Genomic DNA, 15,784 nt, shown 5'->3' on the forward strand with positions numbered 1-15,784 from the left:
CCTTAACATTCGGCAACATTGTTTAACCCTGTTTTGCCATCAAGCAGCAAGCTGTTCCAGCCGATAATGCAAAGAGAGCATATAGACCGGCCTGATCCAGCTGCAGGCCGCAGGGAGAAAAGCATGAGCGCAGCATCCATCACCACCACCGCCGGTCCGCTAGATGTGCAGACTATTGTCAGTCAGCTGATGACCGTGGAACAGCAGCCGCTGACCGAAAGCCAGAACAAGGTCTCCACCTACAACACCGATCTGAGCGACATGGGCCAGATCAGTTCGGCCCTGTCCGCCTTGCAAACATCGGTCAGCAGCCTGTCATCCGGCGCCTTCCTGCAGACTTACAAAGCCACCACCTCAGACAGTACAATTGCCAGTGTCGCCACCAACACTGGCGGTATTGCTGGCACTTATCAGCTGAATGTCAGCAAACTGGCCCAATCACGCCAACTGGTGTTCGACCAGAACAGCGCAGGCCAGGCCATCAGCAGCGCAACCACTGCGCTAAGTGGCGTCCCCTCTTCGCTCACCTTTAGCGTGGCCGGCACCAGCACCACGGTAAACCTCAACAATGGCGGCAGCAGTGGGGAAAGCCTGCAAAACATTTCCGATGCCATCAACAGTGCCAATGCCGGCGTCAATGCCTCCATCGTGCAATACAACGGCAATTACTCGCTGGTGATCGCCTCGGCCAACTCCGGCTCGGCCAATGCTTTCAGCGTGACTGCAGGCGGCACCGACAGTAGTAGCACCAGTGGCAATACGCTGGCAGGTTTGCAGCAAAGCAGCACAGCGGCTACAGAATCGTTTTCCGCCAGCGATGCCCTGATGACCGTCAATGGCGTCAATGTTTCATCCAGTAGCAATACCGTGACCGGGGTGATCAGCGGTGCCACCGTCAATTTGGAAAAAATCGGTCAGGTATCCATTGGCATGAGCCAGGACACTTCGGGCATTGCCTCCTCCCTGCAAGGCTTTGTCGATGCCTACAACAAGGTGTACAGCACCACCAACAGTGCCTTCAATGGCGACATGAAGGGCGACGATTCGCTGCTGTCCATCCAGGACCAGCTGACCTCGGTATTACAAACCCAGGTGCCAGGTGTTAATGCAACCTCATCCTATGCCTATCTGTCGCAGGTCGGCATTTCCCTGCAGAAGGATGGCACCCTGGCCCTGGACCAGACCGCCTTCAACAAGGCACTGACCAGCAACCCGTCCGCCGTAGCCAATCTGTTTGGCAACAGCAGCAGCACTGGCTTTGCCGACCGTTTTAATACCACCATCAACAATCTGCTGGGGCCTACCGGCATCGTTTCCACCAAACAGAACGACCTGAACCAGAGTGTGACTGACGAAACCAATCACCAGACCGAAATCCAGACCAATCTGGACGCACTACGCAGTTCATATTTGCAGCAGTACACCTCGTTGAATGCCACGCTGGCGCAAATGCAGCAATCCACTAGCAATCTGGCAGGCCTGCTCGCCTGATCCGGCAGACCTTGAAAAACGCCGCCCGGAACAATCCGTGGCGGCGTTTCTCATGCCTGCCCAGCAGGGGGCTATCAAGCGGCGTGCCGTTAAACAGCAAACCGCGCTAACCCAGATCCAGCGCAGTTCCATTGATGGCATTGGCCAGCGCCAAGCCACCCAGTACCAGGAAAATGATGGATGCCATGATGTGTACCGCCTTGGCAGGCAGGCGGTCGGCAAAGCGGCTACCCAGGTAGATGACCGGTACGTTGGCCAGCATCATGCCCAGCGTGGTGCCGGCCACCACCGGCAGGAAATCATGAAAGCGGGCCGCCAGCGCAATGGTGACCACTTGGGTCTTGTCGCCCATCTCTGCCAGGAAAAACGCGAACACCGTGGTGGCAAACACGCCCATCTGCCGCTTGGGCATGACGATTTCACCTTCATCCAGCTTGTCGGGAATCAGGATCCAGCCGGCCATCAGCGCAAACGACGCCACCACGGCCCAGTTGAGGATATTGGGACTGAGCGCGGTGGACAGCCAGGCACCAATACCGCCGGCACCGGCATGATTGACCAGCGTGGCCAGCAAGATACCGAGAATGATGGGAACCGGCTTGCGATAGCGTGCAGCCAGAATCAGGGAAAGCAGTTGGGTTTTGTCGCCGATTTCGGCCAGGGCCACTACGCCGGTGGATACCAGAAAGGACTGCATCGAGAATTCTCCATGGCCGGGACGCGAAAACGAGTGACCGCAATGCGTCCCGGCCATGCAGAGCATTACGGTCAAAAGTCTCGCCAAGTCTCGGACCACGTGTGCCATGCCGGAACCGGCAAGTCTGTTGACACACGTCCCTCTCGCGCTCGGAGGGCGGCTACTCCCTAATGACGGATGGCATTGTAAAGCAGCCATGCCATTTGGCAAGCCCCTTGGCCTGATTTTCGCCATGCACCGGGCCATGCAGCTGCCCGGCCATGGCCACAGGGTTTAGCGCGCCGCCCAGGCGTTGAAACGCTGCTCCAGGTTTTCGCCATGATCCACCCAGAAACTGCTGTCAATGGCCACGCCCTGCTTCAGGTTTTGCGGTGCGGTGGGCAGGTTGGCCAGGATAGCCTTGTCGATCAGCGCTGCCGCCTTGCGGTGGCTTACCCCGTAGCTGATCCCCTTAACGTATTCCGCCTGTGCGCCTGGCTGGCTGACAAAGGCCAGGAATTTGTAGGCGGCATCCAGATTGGCGCTACCCTTGGGGATGGTCCAGTAGTCGTAGTCATAGATATTGCCGTTCCACACCATTTGCAGCTGTTTGCCGCCTTCTTTCTGTGCCGCGCTGATGCGCCCGTTATAGGCGGAGCTCATCACCACATCGCCTGCCGCCAGATACTGTGCCGGCTGGGCGCCGGCTTCCCACCACTGGATGTAGGGCTTGAGCTGGTCCAGCTTGGCAAAGGCGCGGTTCAGACCAGCCGGGGTATTGAGCAGCTTGTACACATCATGTGGTGCTACGCCGTCCGCCATCAGCGCGATTTCCAGTGTGTACTTGGCCCCTTTGCGCAGCGCACGCTTGCCGGGATATTTCTTCACATCCCAGAAATCAGCCCAGGAACGCGGCGCGGTCTTCAGCTTGTCGGCGTTGTAGGCAAGCACCGTACTCCAGGCATAGGCCGCCATGCCACAGCTCTGGGCCGCACCGGGCAGCAGCTCGGCCGGCTTGATGATGCGGCGATAGTCCAGCTTCTCGAACATGCCCTCATCGCAACCGCGCATCAGGTCGGGCGACTCCACATCCAGCACGTCCCAGCTCACCCGCTTGCTGTCGACCATGGCCCGCACCCGGGCCATTTCACCGTTGTAGTCTCCGCTTACCACCTTGATGCCGCTGCTAGCGGCAAAGGGCTGGTAATAGGCTTTCTGCTGGGCATCCTTGTTGGCCCCGCCAAACGACACTACGGTCAGCTCGGCCGCCGACAGCACCGGGGCCAATAGCAATCCGGCATACAGGAAAACACTTGGAAAACGCATGGATGAAGGCATGACTATCCCCTTGAAGTTGCACAGCCAGGTGGGCGGCTGTGTGGCTTACTCTAGGGACAAGTCCGGCAATAGGTAAAATAGCTTTACCCTGTCAACTGCATCGCTTTTTACGATGCAAGAAAGCGGCGTGGCCTGGCTCAGCCCAGTCGGCTGATGCTGCGTTCGCACAGGGTGACAAAAGCCTCGGCGCGCCGGGTCAGGCGCAACTCCTGAGGCCAGGCCAGCACGATATTCAAGGCTGGCACCTCCTCCACGATGGGCAGGCACACCAGCTGGTCACCGGCATAGCTCTGTGGCGTCTGCGGCCGCAGGTTCAGCAAGGCATAACCATTACCGGCAGCCACCAGCCCGCGTACCAGTTCGAAATTGACGGTTTTGTGGCGAACCCGCGCCTCCAGCCCCTGCAGGCGGAACACCGACAGGAAATACTCGCGGCTATGTGGCAGGTCGAGCAAGACCATGGGCAAGGGGGCGAGATCCTGCAGCGACACCGCTACCTGCCCGGCCAGCGGGTGGGCGGCCGGCAGCAGCACATAAGGCAAGACGGTTTGCAATGTCTGGCGATACAGACTGGGCGCCAGATCCAGGTCGTACAGCAAGGCCAGCTCGGTCTGGCCGCTCAGCAAGGCCTGCTGTAACTGCTCGGTATCCCCTTCGTGCAGCCGCACCGAGATGTCCGGATAATCTTCACGCATGGCCGCCAACAGGCGCGGCAGGAAGATCGGCGCAATGGTGGTAAAGCACCCTAGCTCCAGATTGCCCTGCAAGGACTGGCTGAGCGCACTGGCGTGCTGGCTCAGGTCCTCGGCATGCGCCAGCAGATTGCGCGCCGCCGCGACAAAGCTTTGCCCGGCCGGTGTCAGCGAAACGCCCTTGGCATGGTGCCGGATAAAAAACTGCAGGCCAAACTGCGCCTCCAGCTGGGCAATGGCGCTGGAAATGCCTGGCTGCGAGGTGTACAGCGCATTGGCCGCTGCTGTCACGCTGCCGTGGTCGGCCACCGCCACCAGATACGCCAATTGCCGCAGGGTGTATTGCATAATATTTATCGATCCAGTTGGAAAAATAATCATATTTTCAGTATTTACTGTGAGCACCTACACTCGCCTTGTCAACCAGACTGCCAAACCCCGGCACCACAGCCAGATGCTAGACTGGCACCCGGCAACAAGACACTGGCAGTCTCCGGCATCTCCCTGGCCGCTACGGAAAGAACTTCAATGGAATCCCTCACCCTGCTGAACACCCTGGTCGGTTTCGATACCACCAGCCGGCTGAGCAATCTGCAGCTGATCCGCTTCGTCAAAAACTATCTGGCCGGCTTTGGCGTGAGCAGCCAGATCGTGGAAAACGAAGATGGCAGCAAGGCCAATCTCTACGCCACCATCGGCCCCACCGACCGCCCTGGCGTGATGCTGGCCGGTCATACCGATGTGGTGCCAGTAGATGGCCAGCACTGGCACAGCAATCCCTTCCAGCTCGATGTGCGCGATGGCCGCGCCTATGGCCGCGGCAGCGCCGACATGAAAGGCTTTATCGCCAGCGTACTGGCGCAGGTGCCACAGCTGGCACGCAGCCAGCTGCACACACCACTGCACCTGGCCTTTACCTATGACGAGGAAATCGGCTGCATCGGTGTGCGCCGCCTGCTGGAAGTACTGGGCGGCCTGCCGGTCTTGCCGGCCATGGGCATTATCGGCGAACCCACCCGCATGCAGCTGGTGGCCGAGCACAAGGGCAAGACGGCCTGGCGGGTTACCGCACATGGCCACGAGGGTCACTCCAGCAATCCAGAAGCCGGTGTCAATGCGGTGGAGTACGCGGCCGAACTGGTCAGTTTCATCCGTAGCCTGGCACGCCAGCGCCGCCAGCACGGGCCGTTCGACCCCCTGTACGAAGTGCCCTACAGCACCTTGCATGTCGGCACCATGCAGGGCGGCACCGCGCTCAACATCATCCCCGCCAGCTGCCATTTCGACTTTGAAATCCGCCATCTGCCAGCCGACGATCCGCAACCGCTGCTGGATGCCATCCGCCAGCACGCCACCCAGGTATTGCAGCCGGAAATGCAGGCCGTGGATGCCGACTGTGGCTTCAGCTTCAGCGAAAAAACCAGCTACCCCGGCCTGCTCACACCGCCAGACGCCGAAGTGGTGCGCTTTATGCAAGGCTTGCTGCAAGACAGCAATCCGCCACGCAAGATAGCCTTTGGCACCGAGGCCGGCTTGTTCAGCGAACGCTGCGGCATCCCCACCGTGGTGTGCGGCCCCGGCGACATTGCCCAAGCGCATCAGCCGGACGAATGGTTGGCGCTGGAGCAACTGGCCGCCTGCGATGCCTTCCTGGGCCGGCTAGTGGCGCAACTCAGCGCAGGCTGAGTCCACACCATCACCTCACCCCCAGGCCCGGCCTGGCTGCTTGGCGCAAGGAAGCCGGGCCGACTTCGCCAAGGAATGCTATCCTCCTGCTGCACAAGCAGACAGGAAGCCACCATGGCCTATCACAGCGCATTCACTCCGCAAGACCAGGAAGCCAGCGCCGAACAGCTGGCCAGCCAGCGTGGCTGGCTATTGCTGGAATTCGGTGCGCCCTGGTGTGGCCACTGCCAGGCGGCACAGCCGCTGCTGGCCGCTGCCATGCAAGCCCGGCCGGACCTCGCCCACCTCAAGATTGAAGACGGCAAAGGCCGCCGACTGGGCCGCTCCTTTGCCGTCAAACTGTGGCCAACGCTCATCCTGCTGCACGACGGGCAGGAAGTCGGCCGGCTGGTACGGCCCGACAATACCGCCGCCATTAGCCAGTTGCTGGACCAGGCCGCAGCAAACAGCTAAAGCACTATATTGATGATTTCGCCCCTGCCGCGCTTGCGTGGCGGGCTGTACAAGGCAGCGGCCAGCCCGCCGCTGCAGGAAATGGATGTCATGCAGTTCACCCACGCCGAGTCGCCGCGCTCTCCTCGTATCCTGTCGCTCATCCCGCCGATGACACAGCTGAATACGCCCTACCCCTCCACCGCCTATATCACCGGCTTTTTGCGCTCGCGCGATGTCAGCGCCTTTCAGGAAGACCTGGCGCTGGAGCTTGTATTGCGGTTGTTTTCCGTAAACGGCCTGCAAGCGGTGCGCCAGCAGATTGACGCCATTCCACCGAAAAAGCGCAGCGCCCAGCTGCACGGCTTTGTCGGCCAGTTTGAACGCTACCTGGCCACCATCGGCCCGGTCATCGCCTTTTTACAGGGCCGCGACTCCACCGTAGCCCATCGCATTTGCGGCCGTAATTTTCTGCCGGAGGGTGAGCGCTTTGCCTCGCTGGAAGTGTATGTCGATCCGGACGACCCCTATGGTGGCGATCCACTGGCCTGGGCTTTTGGCGCACTGGGTCAGCAGGACCGCGCCCGCCATCTGGCCACGCTTTATCTGAACGATATTGCCGATGTACTGCGCGAAGCGGTGGACGAGCGCTTTGAATTCGTACGCTATGCCGAATCGCTGGCCATGAGCCAGCCCACTTTCGACCCGCTGGCCCGCGCCCTGGCCGGCAAGCCCACGCTGGTGGACGACACCTTGCAGCAACTGGTGGAAGAAGCCATTGCCCGCCATCAGCCAGACATCGTGCTACTGTCAGTGCCCTTCCCTGGTTCGGTGTATGCCGCCTTCCGCATCGCCCAGACCATCAAGGCGCGCTGGCCGACCATCCGCACCGTACTGGGTGGTGGCTTCGTCAATACCGAACTGCGCGAACTCACCGAGCCCCGCGTCTTTGATTACTTCGACTTCATCACGCTGGACGATGGCGAAAAACCGCTGCTCGCCCTGCTGGAACATCTGGCGGGCAAACGCTCGGTGTCGCGACTGGTGCGCACCTTCGTGCGCGAGGATGGCCAGGTGCGCTACATCAACATGATGGAAGCCGATATCCCGTTTGAAGAGGTGGGCACCCCCACCTGGGATGGCCTGCCCATCGACCGCTACCTGTCGCTGCTGGACATGCTCAACCCCATGCACCGGCTGTGGAGTGACGGGCGCTGGAACAAGCTGACCGTGGCACATGGCTGCTACTGGAAAAAATGCAGTTTCTGTGACGTGACGCTGGACTATATCTCGCGCTATGAAACCGCCTCCGCCAGCACGCTGGTGGACCGCATCGAAGCCATCATTGCCGAAACCGGCCAGACCGGCTTCCATTTCGTCGATGAAGCCGCCCCGCCCAAGATGCTGCGCGCACTGGCCGAAGAACTGCTGCGGCGCAATGTGGCCATTTCCTGGTGGGGCAATATCCGCTTCGAAAAATCCTTCACGCCGGAGCTATGCCAGTTGCTGGCGGAAAGCGGCTGTATCGCCATTTCCGGCGGGCTGGAAGTGGCCTCGGACCGCCTGCTCAAGCTGATGAAAAAAGGTGTGTCGGTAGAGCAAGTGGCGCGGGTCACCCAGGGTTTTACCGAAGCCGGGGTGCTGGTACATGCCTATCTGATGTACGGCTTTCCCACCCAGACCGTGCAGGACACAGTGGACGCCCTGGAATACGTGCGCCAGCTGTTTGACACCGGCTGCATCCAGTCCGGCTTTTTCCACCGCTTTGCCTGCACCGTGCATTCGCCGGTGGGCCAGAATCCGGAAGAGTACGGCGTCAGCCTGCGCCCCCTGCCGCCAGTCAGCTTTGCCAAGAACGACGTCGGCTTCATCGACCCCACCGGCACCGACCACGACGCCATGGGCAAGGCGCTCAACAAGGCGCTGTACAACTACATGCATGGCATCGGGCTGGAGGAAGACGTCCGCAGCTGGTTTGCCGGACGGGTACCGAAAACCCGCGTGCCGCGCCAGTTCATCGCCCGTGCCCTGGCTTGAGGCACCATTCCAAAGGCCAGTTTTCTACACAAGAGCCACGCAGGAATTAGCCCAGGCCAGCCGCCCCAGGCCTATTGCAAGTACTAGGGCAAGGGCGGCGCAGCCTCACCGCAGCGCCGTCCTCCTGCAGCACACTGAACGTTTGCTCTGGGCAACGTTCAAATCAGCTGCAGCCCGACCTTGGAGATCACCTTCCTGATTTTCCATGCCGCTGCGCCAGCCCAGGAGAACGCCCATGTCATCCAGCCCGAAAAATGCCCGCTTCCCTCAGCAGCCCAGCCTCGACATCACCCTGAAGTTCTTGCAGGTTTCGATGAACAATGTCGAGCAACTGATGAACTTCCAGATCAGCACCAGTCGTACCCAGCTGGACAACTATGCCAAATCGCTGCAAGCCCTTAGCCAGGCCGGCAGCCCGCAAGAAGCACTCAATCAGATCAGCACCATCGCCAAGGAAAATGCCAACCAGGCCATGGAATGTTCCGGCGAATTTTGCGGCATCCTGACCAAAGCGCAGGAAGAGTTGCAAGGCCTGGCGCTGGAGCACCTGGGCAGCATGCAAAACTCATTGCAAGGCATGGCTGCCTATCTGCATCAGCCGGAGACGGCAGACAAGAAGAAATAACACCGCCACTGTCAAACAAACAGCCCGCCATCCATCAGGATGTGCGGGCTGTTTCGATATGGGCCGCCAGTGCTCAGTCGTCGCCGAAATCAGCTTCTGCTGCCAGCTGCTCGGCCTGCTTTTGCTCTTCGGCCAGCCTGGCCTGCCATTGCTCTTCACTCAGACCATGGCTGCCATCGCAATAATCACGACGCCCACAACCACAACGACCGATATCGGCCGGATTCGCCTGTACTCGCATTGTCTTCCCCGGATAAACCCGTCACCGCCACCCTGGCAGTACCGGCTGCGCGGCCACCTTGGCCGGCAAGGGGCAGAGACTACCCTGAGTCGGCTGCCGATTCAACGCCAGCCCGGCCGAACACCGCCATCTGCCACACAAACAGCAGCCTCAACGCCCGGTTTTCAGCTGCGTCCACAGCCGGTTCTGCAAACGCAGGATATCGCTGGGCAAGGGCTGTAACAGAAACAGTGTTTGCATGACTGCTGGCGACGGATAAATACCGCCATCGCTGGCAATGGCTGCTTGCACCAGCTTGCGTGCCGGCAGATTAGGCGTGGGGTAGAACACCTTGTTGGTAATGCCGGCAGCAACATCCGGCTGCAGGATGTGGTTGATCCACTGATGGGCCGCCTGCGGGTTTGGTGCATCTTTGGGAATGGCCATCATGTCGACGGAAAACGGCGCCCCGCTTTTGGGAATGACATAGCTGATCTGATAATGCTTGCCGGCATCAGCCGCACGGCGGCGGGCAATACCGATATCGCCGGACCAGCCCACGGCAAAGCAGATATCGCCATTGGCCAGATCATTGATATAGCCGGAAGAGTTGAACTGGGTGATATAGGGGCGGATCTTCTTCAGGGCTTCGAATGCTGCCTGATAATCGGCCGGATTCTTGCTGTTGGGGTCTTTGTGCAGGTAATGCAGGGTGATGGCAAACACGTCGCTGGCCTGATCCAGCATGGATACGCCACAGCCCTTCAACTTGCTCAGCTTGGCTGGCTCGAACAGCACATCCCAGCTGTCCAGCGCCACTTCATTGCCCAGCGCCGCCTTCACCTTGTTCAGGTTCAGGCCCAGGCCGTCGGTAAACCAGGCGTAGGGTACGCCGTATTTATTGCCCGGATCGGCACTGGCCACCATTTTCAGCAGCTGCGGGTCAAGATTGGCCAGATTGGGCAGCTCGGCCTTGTTCAGTGGCAGATAGATGCCGGCTGCCGCCTGCCGGGCCATGTAGTTGGAGGTGGGCACGACGATATCGTAGCCTGCCTTGCCAGTCAGCAGCTTGGCTTGCAAGGTGTCGTCACTGTCGTAGACATCGTATTTCACCTTGATGCCGGTCTGTTTCTCGAAGCTGCTGATGGTCTGTTCACCGATGTAATCGGACCAGTTGTACACGTGCAGCTCGGCAGCCTGCGCGGTCAGGCCGAGACAGAGTGCCGCGCCGGACAATAGCAGGCGCATGGTGGGTTTACGGCTCATGATGGGACTCCCGATATTCCTGTGACGAAATCCGCAGGCCGGCGCATGGCTGGCCTGCGGGGTAAATGGCGCAACTGGGAATGAGTCATGCCGGCTCTGAATGGCCGTTCATCAGGGTCTGGCAGGGCGGCAGCCGCCGCCCTGGGTTTACAGCAGGCCCAGCTCCTGTGCGGTGCGGTCCACCGCGCGGCGGGTCTTGTCCAGCAACTCGTCGATTTCACTGCGGGTAATGGCCAACGCCGGCGCCATGATCATGCGGCCATGGGTGGAGCGGATGATCAGCCCCTCGTCAAAGCCATGAGTACGGCAGCGCCAGCCGATGTCATCTTCGTTGGCAAACAGCTGGCGGCTGGCCTTGTCTTCGCACAGCTGCAGGGCCGCCACCATGCCCGTCCCCTGGATGTCGCCCACCAGCGGGTGCTCGGCGAATATCTGACGCAGGCAGGCTTGCAGATAGGGGCCGGTATCCTGCTTCACCGCCTCCACCATGCCTTCACCTTGCAATACATCCAGATTGGCCAGCGCCACGGCGGCGGCCACCGGGTGGCCGGAATACGTCAGACCGTGGGCAAACACCCCGCCCTTGGCGACCAGCGCCTCGGCCATGCGTCGCGACAATACCAGCCCACCCATGGGGATGTAGCCGGAGGTCAGCCCCTTGGCGATGCTGAGCGTGTCAGGCTGGAAATCGAAATGCTGGTGGGCAAACCATTCGCCAGTACGGCCAAAGCCGCCAATCACCTCGTCGGCGCACAGCAGCACATCGTATTTCTTGCAGATACGCTGGATTTCCGGCCAGTAGCTTTCCGGTGGAAAAATCATCCCGCCCGCGCCCTGGAAGGGTTCGGCGACAAAGGCAGCCACTTTGTCCGCGCCCAGCTGCAGGATTTTCGCCTCCAGTTCCTGCGCGCATTTCAGGCCAAACTCGGCCGGGCTCAGCTTGCCGCCATGGGCATACCAGTAAGGCTCGGCAATGTGCTCGACACCGGGAATGGGCAGATTGCCCATCTCGTGCATGAAGGCCATACCACCCAGCGAAGCACTGCCCACGGTGGAGCCGTGATAGCCATTGTGGCGACCAATGAAGATTTTCTTGTCCGGCTGGCCCATCACATCCCAGAAGCGACGCACGGTGCGGATCAGCACCTCGTTGGCCTCCGAGCCGGAATTGGTATAAATCACATGGCTATAGCTGCCGGGTAGCAGGGAAAACAGCCGCTCGGACAATTCCACCACCGCCGGATGGGTGGTATGGAAAAACATATTGTAGTAACTCAGCTGCTGCAGCTGGCGGGTGGCGGCTTCGATCAGCTCCGGCCGGCCATAACCGACATTGGTGCACCACAGGCCAGACATGCCATCCAGATACTTCTTGCCCTCGCTATCCCATAAATACAGGCCCTGCCCACGGGTGATGACGCGCGCACCCTCCTCGTTCAAGGCTTTCTGATCGAGAAAGGCATGAATATGGTGGGCGGCATCCATCGCCTGGTATTCGGCGGTACTGCGAACGGGTTGGGTATTTTTCATTGAGGTCTCCATGCCGGCGCACCGGCTTACAGGCTGATCCAGGTAGTCTTGAGCTGGCTGAACTTGTCCAGCGCGTGCAGCGACAGGTCGCGGCCAAAGCCGGACTGCTTGCAGCCGCCAAACGGCACGCCGGGGTCGAGCGCATCCACGGTATTCACCGAAACCGTACCGGCGCGCAGGACGCGGGCCACGCGGTGGGCACGGCGCAGCTGGTCGGTCCATACCGCCGCTGCCAGGCCATAGATGCTGTCATTGGCCAGGGCGATGGCCTCGGCTTCGCTGTCGAAACGCAGCACTGACAGCACCGGGCCAAAGATTTCCTCACGGGCAATGCGCATGTCGGGGGTGACGCCTGTAAACAGCGTGGGTTGCAGATAGCAATCGCTATGGCCTATGCGCAGGCGCTCGCCGCCGGCCAACAGGCTGGCACCTTGTTGCAGGCCGCTGGCAATAAAACCCTGTACCCGCGCGGTATGGCCGGCATCCACCAGCGTCCCCTGCCGGGTGGCCGGGTCCAGTGGATTGCCCGGCTGGAAGGCGGCCATTTCAGCCAACAGTTTTTCGATAAAACGGTCGTGAATGCTGGATTCGACCAGCAAGCGCGAACTGGCAGAACACACCTGGCCCTGGTTGAAATAGATGCCAAAGGCCGCCTTGCGCGCTGCCGCGTCCAGATCAGCACAGTCGGCAAACACCAGATTCGGGCTTTTGCCACCGCACTCCAGCCACACCATCTTCATATTGGAAGCAGCGGAATACGCCAGAAAGCGCTTGCCGATTTCGGTACTGCCGGTAAACGACAGGCAATCGATATCCGGGTGCAGGCCCATGGCCTGCCCGGCTTCTTCGCCATAGCCGGGCAGCACATTCAGCACGCCATCGGGCAGGCCGGCCTCGCTGGCCAGTTGTGCCAGCCGAATGGCCGACAAGGGCGACTGTTCGGCCGGCTTCAGCAGCACGCTATTGCCGGCCGCCAGCGCCGGGGCCACCTTCCACGCTGCCATGTCCAGCGGGAAATTCCAGGGAATCACCGCCGCCACCACGCCCACCGGCTCACGCGTGACCAGCGCCAGCGCATCCGGCCCGGTGGGAGCTACTTCGTCGTACAGCTTGTCGCAGGCTTCGGCATACCAGTCGAACAGCGCCGCGGTAGCCGGGACATCAATATTCAGCGCATCCGAGATCGGTTTGCCCATGTCCAGGCAATCGAGCAAGGCCAGCTCGTCGGCATTGTCGCGCAACAGTTGCGCCAGCTTTTGCAGCACCACCTTGCGCTCACGCGGATGGCAGCGCGACCAGTGACCGGCATCGAAGCTGCGGCGTGCTGCGGTCACCGCAGCATCGACATCTGCCCGGTCGCAGCGCGCCACCATGGCCAGCGTCTGGCCGGTATGCGGGCAGCTGCTGGCAAACTGGCGGCCGTCCCGCGCATCCTGCAGCCGGCCATCGATATAAGCCTGGGCGGCGGGGCGCAATGCGGCAGCGCGGGCTGTCCAGAAAGCGGTATCTCGTGCATGCATCGTGCTACTCTCCTGTCGGGATGCAAGTCCTGCGCCGGGAACTGGCCGATGGCCGTTGGCAGGCTTGCTACTCATTGCCGGCCAGTCTAGGCAGGTGCCGGCACCAGCAACATAGCCTTGATGGGTTAGCCAACTAACCCCGCCGGGGTAGCGAGCCACAGCCCTGCTTGCGGCATCATGGCGGGCAATCCGGGCCCATGGACGGCCCCAACAAAGGAATGAACATGCAGCTTGCAGTGGCAGACCTGGCCTTTCACCAAAGGCTGGGCCGATTGATGGAAAAGCTGGGCGAACCTGGTTTCTGGCCGGCACTGGCACGCTTGCTGGCCGATGTCATCACCTTCGATACCTGGGTGGTACTGCTGTTTCAGCCGGAACAGGCACCGCACATCCTGGCCGATCATGCTGCCAATCTGGCGGCTGCCGACCTGTTTGCCGACTACCGCGCCCAGCTCTACCGCATCGACCCTTTCTACGTCTTCAGCCAGCAACAGCCAGCTGGCGGCCTGTACCGGCTGGATGATGTAGCCCCCGACTCATTCCGTGACACCGCGTATTTCCACCAGTACTTCAGCCGCAATGTCGGGGCCGATGAACTGCAATTCCTGCTGCCCATATCCGGCCAGGGTGTATTGTCCTTGTCGCTGGGCAGCCGCCGGCGCTTTAGCGATGTCGAAATCGGTGCCTGCCAGCTGTTCAGCCCCTGGCTGTTGCCACTGATGGGCAAGGCCATCCGGCTGGATGGCTATCTGGCCGAGCAGCTGCGCCACAACCCGGCCGAGCGCCAGCTGCGGCTGGAAGATGCGCTGCGCCAGCGTGGCGAGCCGCACCTCACCGAGCGCGAAGTGCAAGTCGCCCTGCTGGTGCTGGCCGGCCACTCCACCAAGGCCGTTGCGCGCGAGCTGGGCATCTCGCTGGATACCGCCAAAGTGCACCGGCGCAATCTTTACGCCAAGCTGGGCGTCAGCAATCAGGCTGGCCTGTTTCTGCTGTTTTCCGCCCCCAGCGCTGCTGCTTCCGATTAATGCCGGCATGACCACCCCTTGCCCGCCCTGCCAGCCGGCATGGGCTAAAAGCATTTAAATTCAATGATTTTTGCTATTGCAACAGCGTGACCTGCGACAGGAATGACACAGTAAGCCACAGCAAAACAAGACATTTTTCCAATGCAGGTTGCCAAGCAATTTGAATTTGTACACAATCAATGTCACAGCAACAGCAAAGGAAGCCGGCATGGCTCAAGGTGGTAAACGCGATGGCGCAGGGCGCAAATCCGCATTCGGTGGCGACAAGACCGTGGCCATGCGGGTGCCGGAACCACTGCGCCCCCTGCTGGAAGGCTGGCTGGCTGAATACCGCCAGCTACGCTCGGTAAAAACGGCGGACACGCAGGATATCCGTACCCTGTCCGATACCCTCAGCCAGCTGTCGCTGCCCCTGTTCGCCAGTCGGGTACCCGCCGGTTCGCCAGTGGCGGCAGATGACCTGAAGGAAGCCGACATCGACCTGAACGCCCATCTGGTCAGCCACCCGGCCAGCACCTTCATGGTGACGGTGAAGGGTGACTCCATGATCAATGCCGGCATCCACGATGGCGACCTGCTGATTGTCGACCGCTCCTTGCAAGCCCGTAGCGGCAAGGTGGTGGTGGCCGTCATCAATGGTGAACTGACTGTAAAGCGGCTGGAGAAAACGGCGAGCGGGCTGTTTCTGATGCCGGAAAACCCGGCCTACGCGCCGATTGAGGTGCCTGAAGAAGCGGCGCTGTTTATCTGGGGTGTGGTGACCAATGTCATCCATCCGGTCTCGTAAAGGAGAGCAAGATGCAAATGCAAATCGATGAAAGCCTGATCAAAATGAAGTTCATGGACTGGCGCCGCCTGCCGCGTGCCTTTCGCGAAGTGCGCGCCGGTCAGCCACAAGTGCTGGTGTCCCGCACAGGCCGTAGCTACTTTGTCCCGGTGCAATTTGTCTGAAGCCACAGCGCGCAGCCATCGCAACTCACCCAGCAGGCCGGCGTCATGCCGGCCTTGCTACACACAAACCCAGCTGCAGCCCACCTGCCATCAGGCCGAGGACAGCAAGGCCAGATCTGCGCGCCACTGCGGCGCAGCCCAACGGTCATGCTGCAGCCGGTCAATAATCCATCCCCGCCACCGCGCCAGACACAAGTACCCTGACAAGCACGCCATGCACCGGCCACGCCGTATTGCTTGGCTCAGCTGAGCAGCAGTCTTCCGTATATTGCATTCGCCGATAAGCTAGCCGGCC

At 60.7% G+C, this 15,784-nt stretch carries 15 protein-coding genes and 1 riboswitch; of the genes, 8 read left to right on the forward strand and 7 right to left on the reverse strand.

The window, feature by feature from the left end; genetic code table 11:
- Positions 1–123: 123 nt before the first annotated feature.
- Complete coding sequence (gene fliD / locus EAY64_RS06265) at positions 124–1,491, forward strand: flagellar filament capping protein FliD (protein WP_103523925.1); 1,368 nt, start codon at positions 124–126, stop codon at positions 1,489–1,491.
- Between the two features lie 106 nt (positions 1,492–1,597).
- Here the strand turns inward: fliD and EAY64_RS06270 are convergent, their stop codons facing one another.
- The 3 genes from EAY64_RS06270 to EAY64_RS06280 all read right to left on the reverse strand — a co-directional run bounded on the left by EAY64_RS06270 (position 1,598) and on the right by EAY64_RS06280 (position 4,545).
- Entirely contained in the window at positions 1,598–2,188 is a 591-nt protein-coding gene (locus EAY64_RS06270; protein WP_103523926.1) for a TMEM165/GDT1 family protein, read from the reverse strand.
- Positions 2,189–2,192: 4 nt separating this feature from the next.
- Positions 2,193–2,369, reverse strand: a riboswitch (yybP-ykoY riboswitch).
- Between the two features lie 92 nt (positions 2,370–2,461).
- Positions 2,462–3,505 (reverse strand): ABC transporter substrate-binding protein, encoded by a 1,044-nt coding sequence (locus EAY64_RS06275; protein ID WP_103523927.1) that lies wholly within the window; start codon positions 3,503–3,505, stop codon positions 2,462–2,464.
- Positions 3,506–3,642: 137 nt separating this feature from the next.
- Positions 3,643–4,545, reverse strand: a complete 903-nt coding sequence (locus EAY64_RS06280; protein WP_158604623.1) for a LysR family transcriptional regulator — start codon at positions 4,543–4,545, stop codon at positions 3,643–3,645.
- Positions 4,546–4,725: 180 nt separating this feature from the next.
- On the opposite strand from EAY64_RS06280, the gene argE reads away from it, so the two are divergent.
- The 4 genes from argE to EAY64_RS06300 all read left to right on the forward strand — a co-directional run bounded on the left by argE (position 4,726) and on the right by EAY64_RS06300 (position 8,977).
- Positions 4,726–5,883, forward strand: coding sequence for an acetylornithine deacetylase (gene argE, locus EAY64_RS06285; protein ID WP_103523929.1), 1,158 nt, complete (start codon positions 4,726–4,728; stop codon positions 5,881–5,883).
- Between the two features lie 114 nt (positions 5,884–5,997).
- Positions 5,998–6,336, forward strand: coding sequence for a thioredoxin family protein (locus tag EAY64_RS06290; RefSeq protein WP_103523930.1), 339 nt, complete (start codon positions 5,998–6,000; stop codon positions 6,334–6,336).
- Between the two features lie 150 nt (positions 6,337–6,486).
- Positions 6,487–8,352: a B12-binding domain-containing radical SAM protein gene (locus EAY64_RS06295; RefSeq protein ID WP_199734400.1), complete on the forward strand. Its 1,866-nt coding sequence runs from the start codon at positions 6,487–6,489 to the stop codon at positions 8,350–8,352.
- A 235-nt stretch (positions 8,353–8,587) separates the two neighbouring features.
- A complete protein-coding gene (locus EAY64_RS06300; protein WP_158604624.1) occupies positions 8,588–8,977 on the forward strand; it encodes a phasin family protein in 390 nt (129 codons plus the stop codon).
- A 73-nt stretch (positions 8,978–9,050) separates the two neighbouring features.
- On the opposite strand, the gene EAY64_RS20360 is transcribed toward EAY64_RS06300, so the two are convergent.
- The 4 genes from EAY64_RS20360 to EAY64_RS06315 all read right to left on the reverse strand — a co-directional run bounded on the left by EAY64_RS20360 (position 9,051) and on the right by EAY64_RS06315 (position 13,513).
- Entirely contained in the window at positions 9,051–9,218 is a 168-nt protein-coding gene (locus EAY64_RS20360; RefSeq protein WP_158604625.1) for a hypothetical protein, read from the reverse strand.
- Positions 9,219–9,368: 150 nt separating this feature from the next.
- Positions 9,369–10,463 carry a polyamine ABC transporter substrate-binding protein gene (locus tag EAY64_RS06305; RefSeq protein WP_103523932.1) on the reverse strand — a complete coding sequence of 365 codons (1,095 nt, stop codon included), beginning with the start codon at positions 10,461–10,463 and terminating at the stop codon, positions 9,369–9,371.
- Between the two features lie 147 nt (positions 10,464–10,610).
- A complete protein-coding gene (locus EAY64_RS06310; protein ID WP_103523933.1) occupies positions 10,611–11,993 on the reverse strand; it encodes an aspartate aminotransferase family protein in 1,383 nt (460 codons plus the stop codon).
- A 26-nt stretch (positions 11,994–12,019) separates the two neighbouring features.
- The gene (locus tag EAY64_RS06315) at positions 12,020–13,513 is read right to left on the reverse strand and encodes an aldehyde dehydrogenase (RefSeq protein ID WP_103523934.1); all 1,494 of its coding nucleotides are present in this window, start codon (positions 13,511–13,513) and stop codon (positions 12,020–12,022) included.
- Positions 13,514–13,737: 224 nt separating this feature from the next.
- Between EAY64_RS06315 and EAY64_RS06320 the strand changes: the two genes are divergently transcribed.
- From EAY64_RS06320 to EAY64_RS20365, 3 genes are all read left to right on the forward strand, one after another.
- Positions 13,738–14,538: a helix-turn-helix transcriptional regulator gene (locus EAY64_RS06320; RefSeq protein WP_103523935.1), complete on the forward strand. Its 801-nt coding sequence runs from the start codon at positions 13,738–13,740 to the stop codon at positions 14,536–14,538.
- Positions 14,539–14,746: 208 nt separating this feature from the next.
- Positions 14,747–15,325: a LexA family protein gene (locus tag EAY64_RS06325; protein WP_103523936.1), complete on the forward strand. Its 579-nt coding sequence runs from the start codon at positions 14,747–14,749 to the stop codon at positions 15,323–15,325.
- An 11-nt stretch (positions 15,326–15,336) separates the two neighbouring features.
- Complete coding sequence (locus EAY64_RS20365; protein ID WP_158604626.1) at positions 15,337–15,489, forward strand: hypothetical protein; 153 nt, start codon at positions 15,337–15,339, stop codon at positions 15,487–15,489.
- The last annotated feature ends 295 nt before the right edge of the window (positions 15,490–15,784 follow it).

The organism is Aquitalea palustris, assembly GCF_003693445.1.
Classification (GTDB): Bacteria; Pseudomonadota; Gammaproteobacteria; order Burkholderiales; family Chromobacteriaceae; genus Aquitalea; species Aquitalea palustris.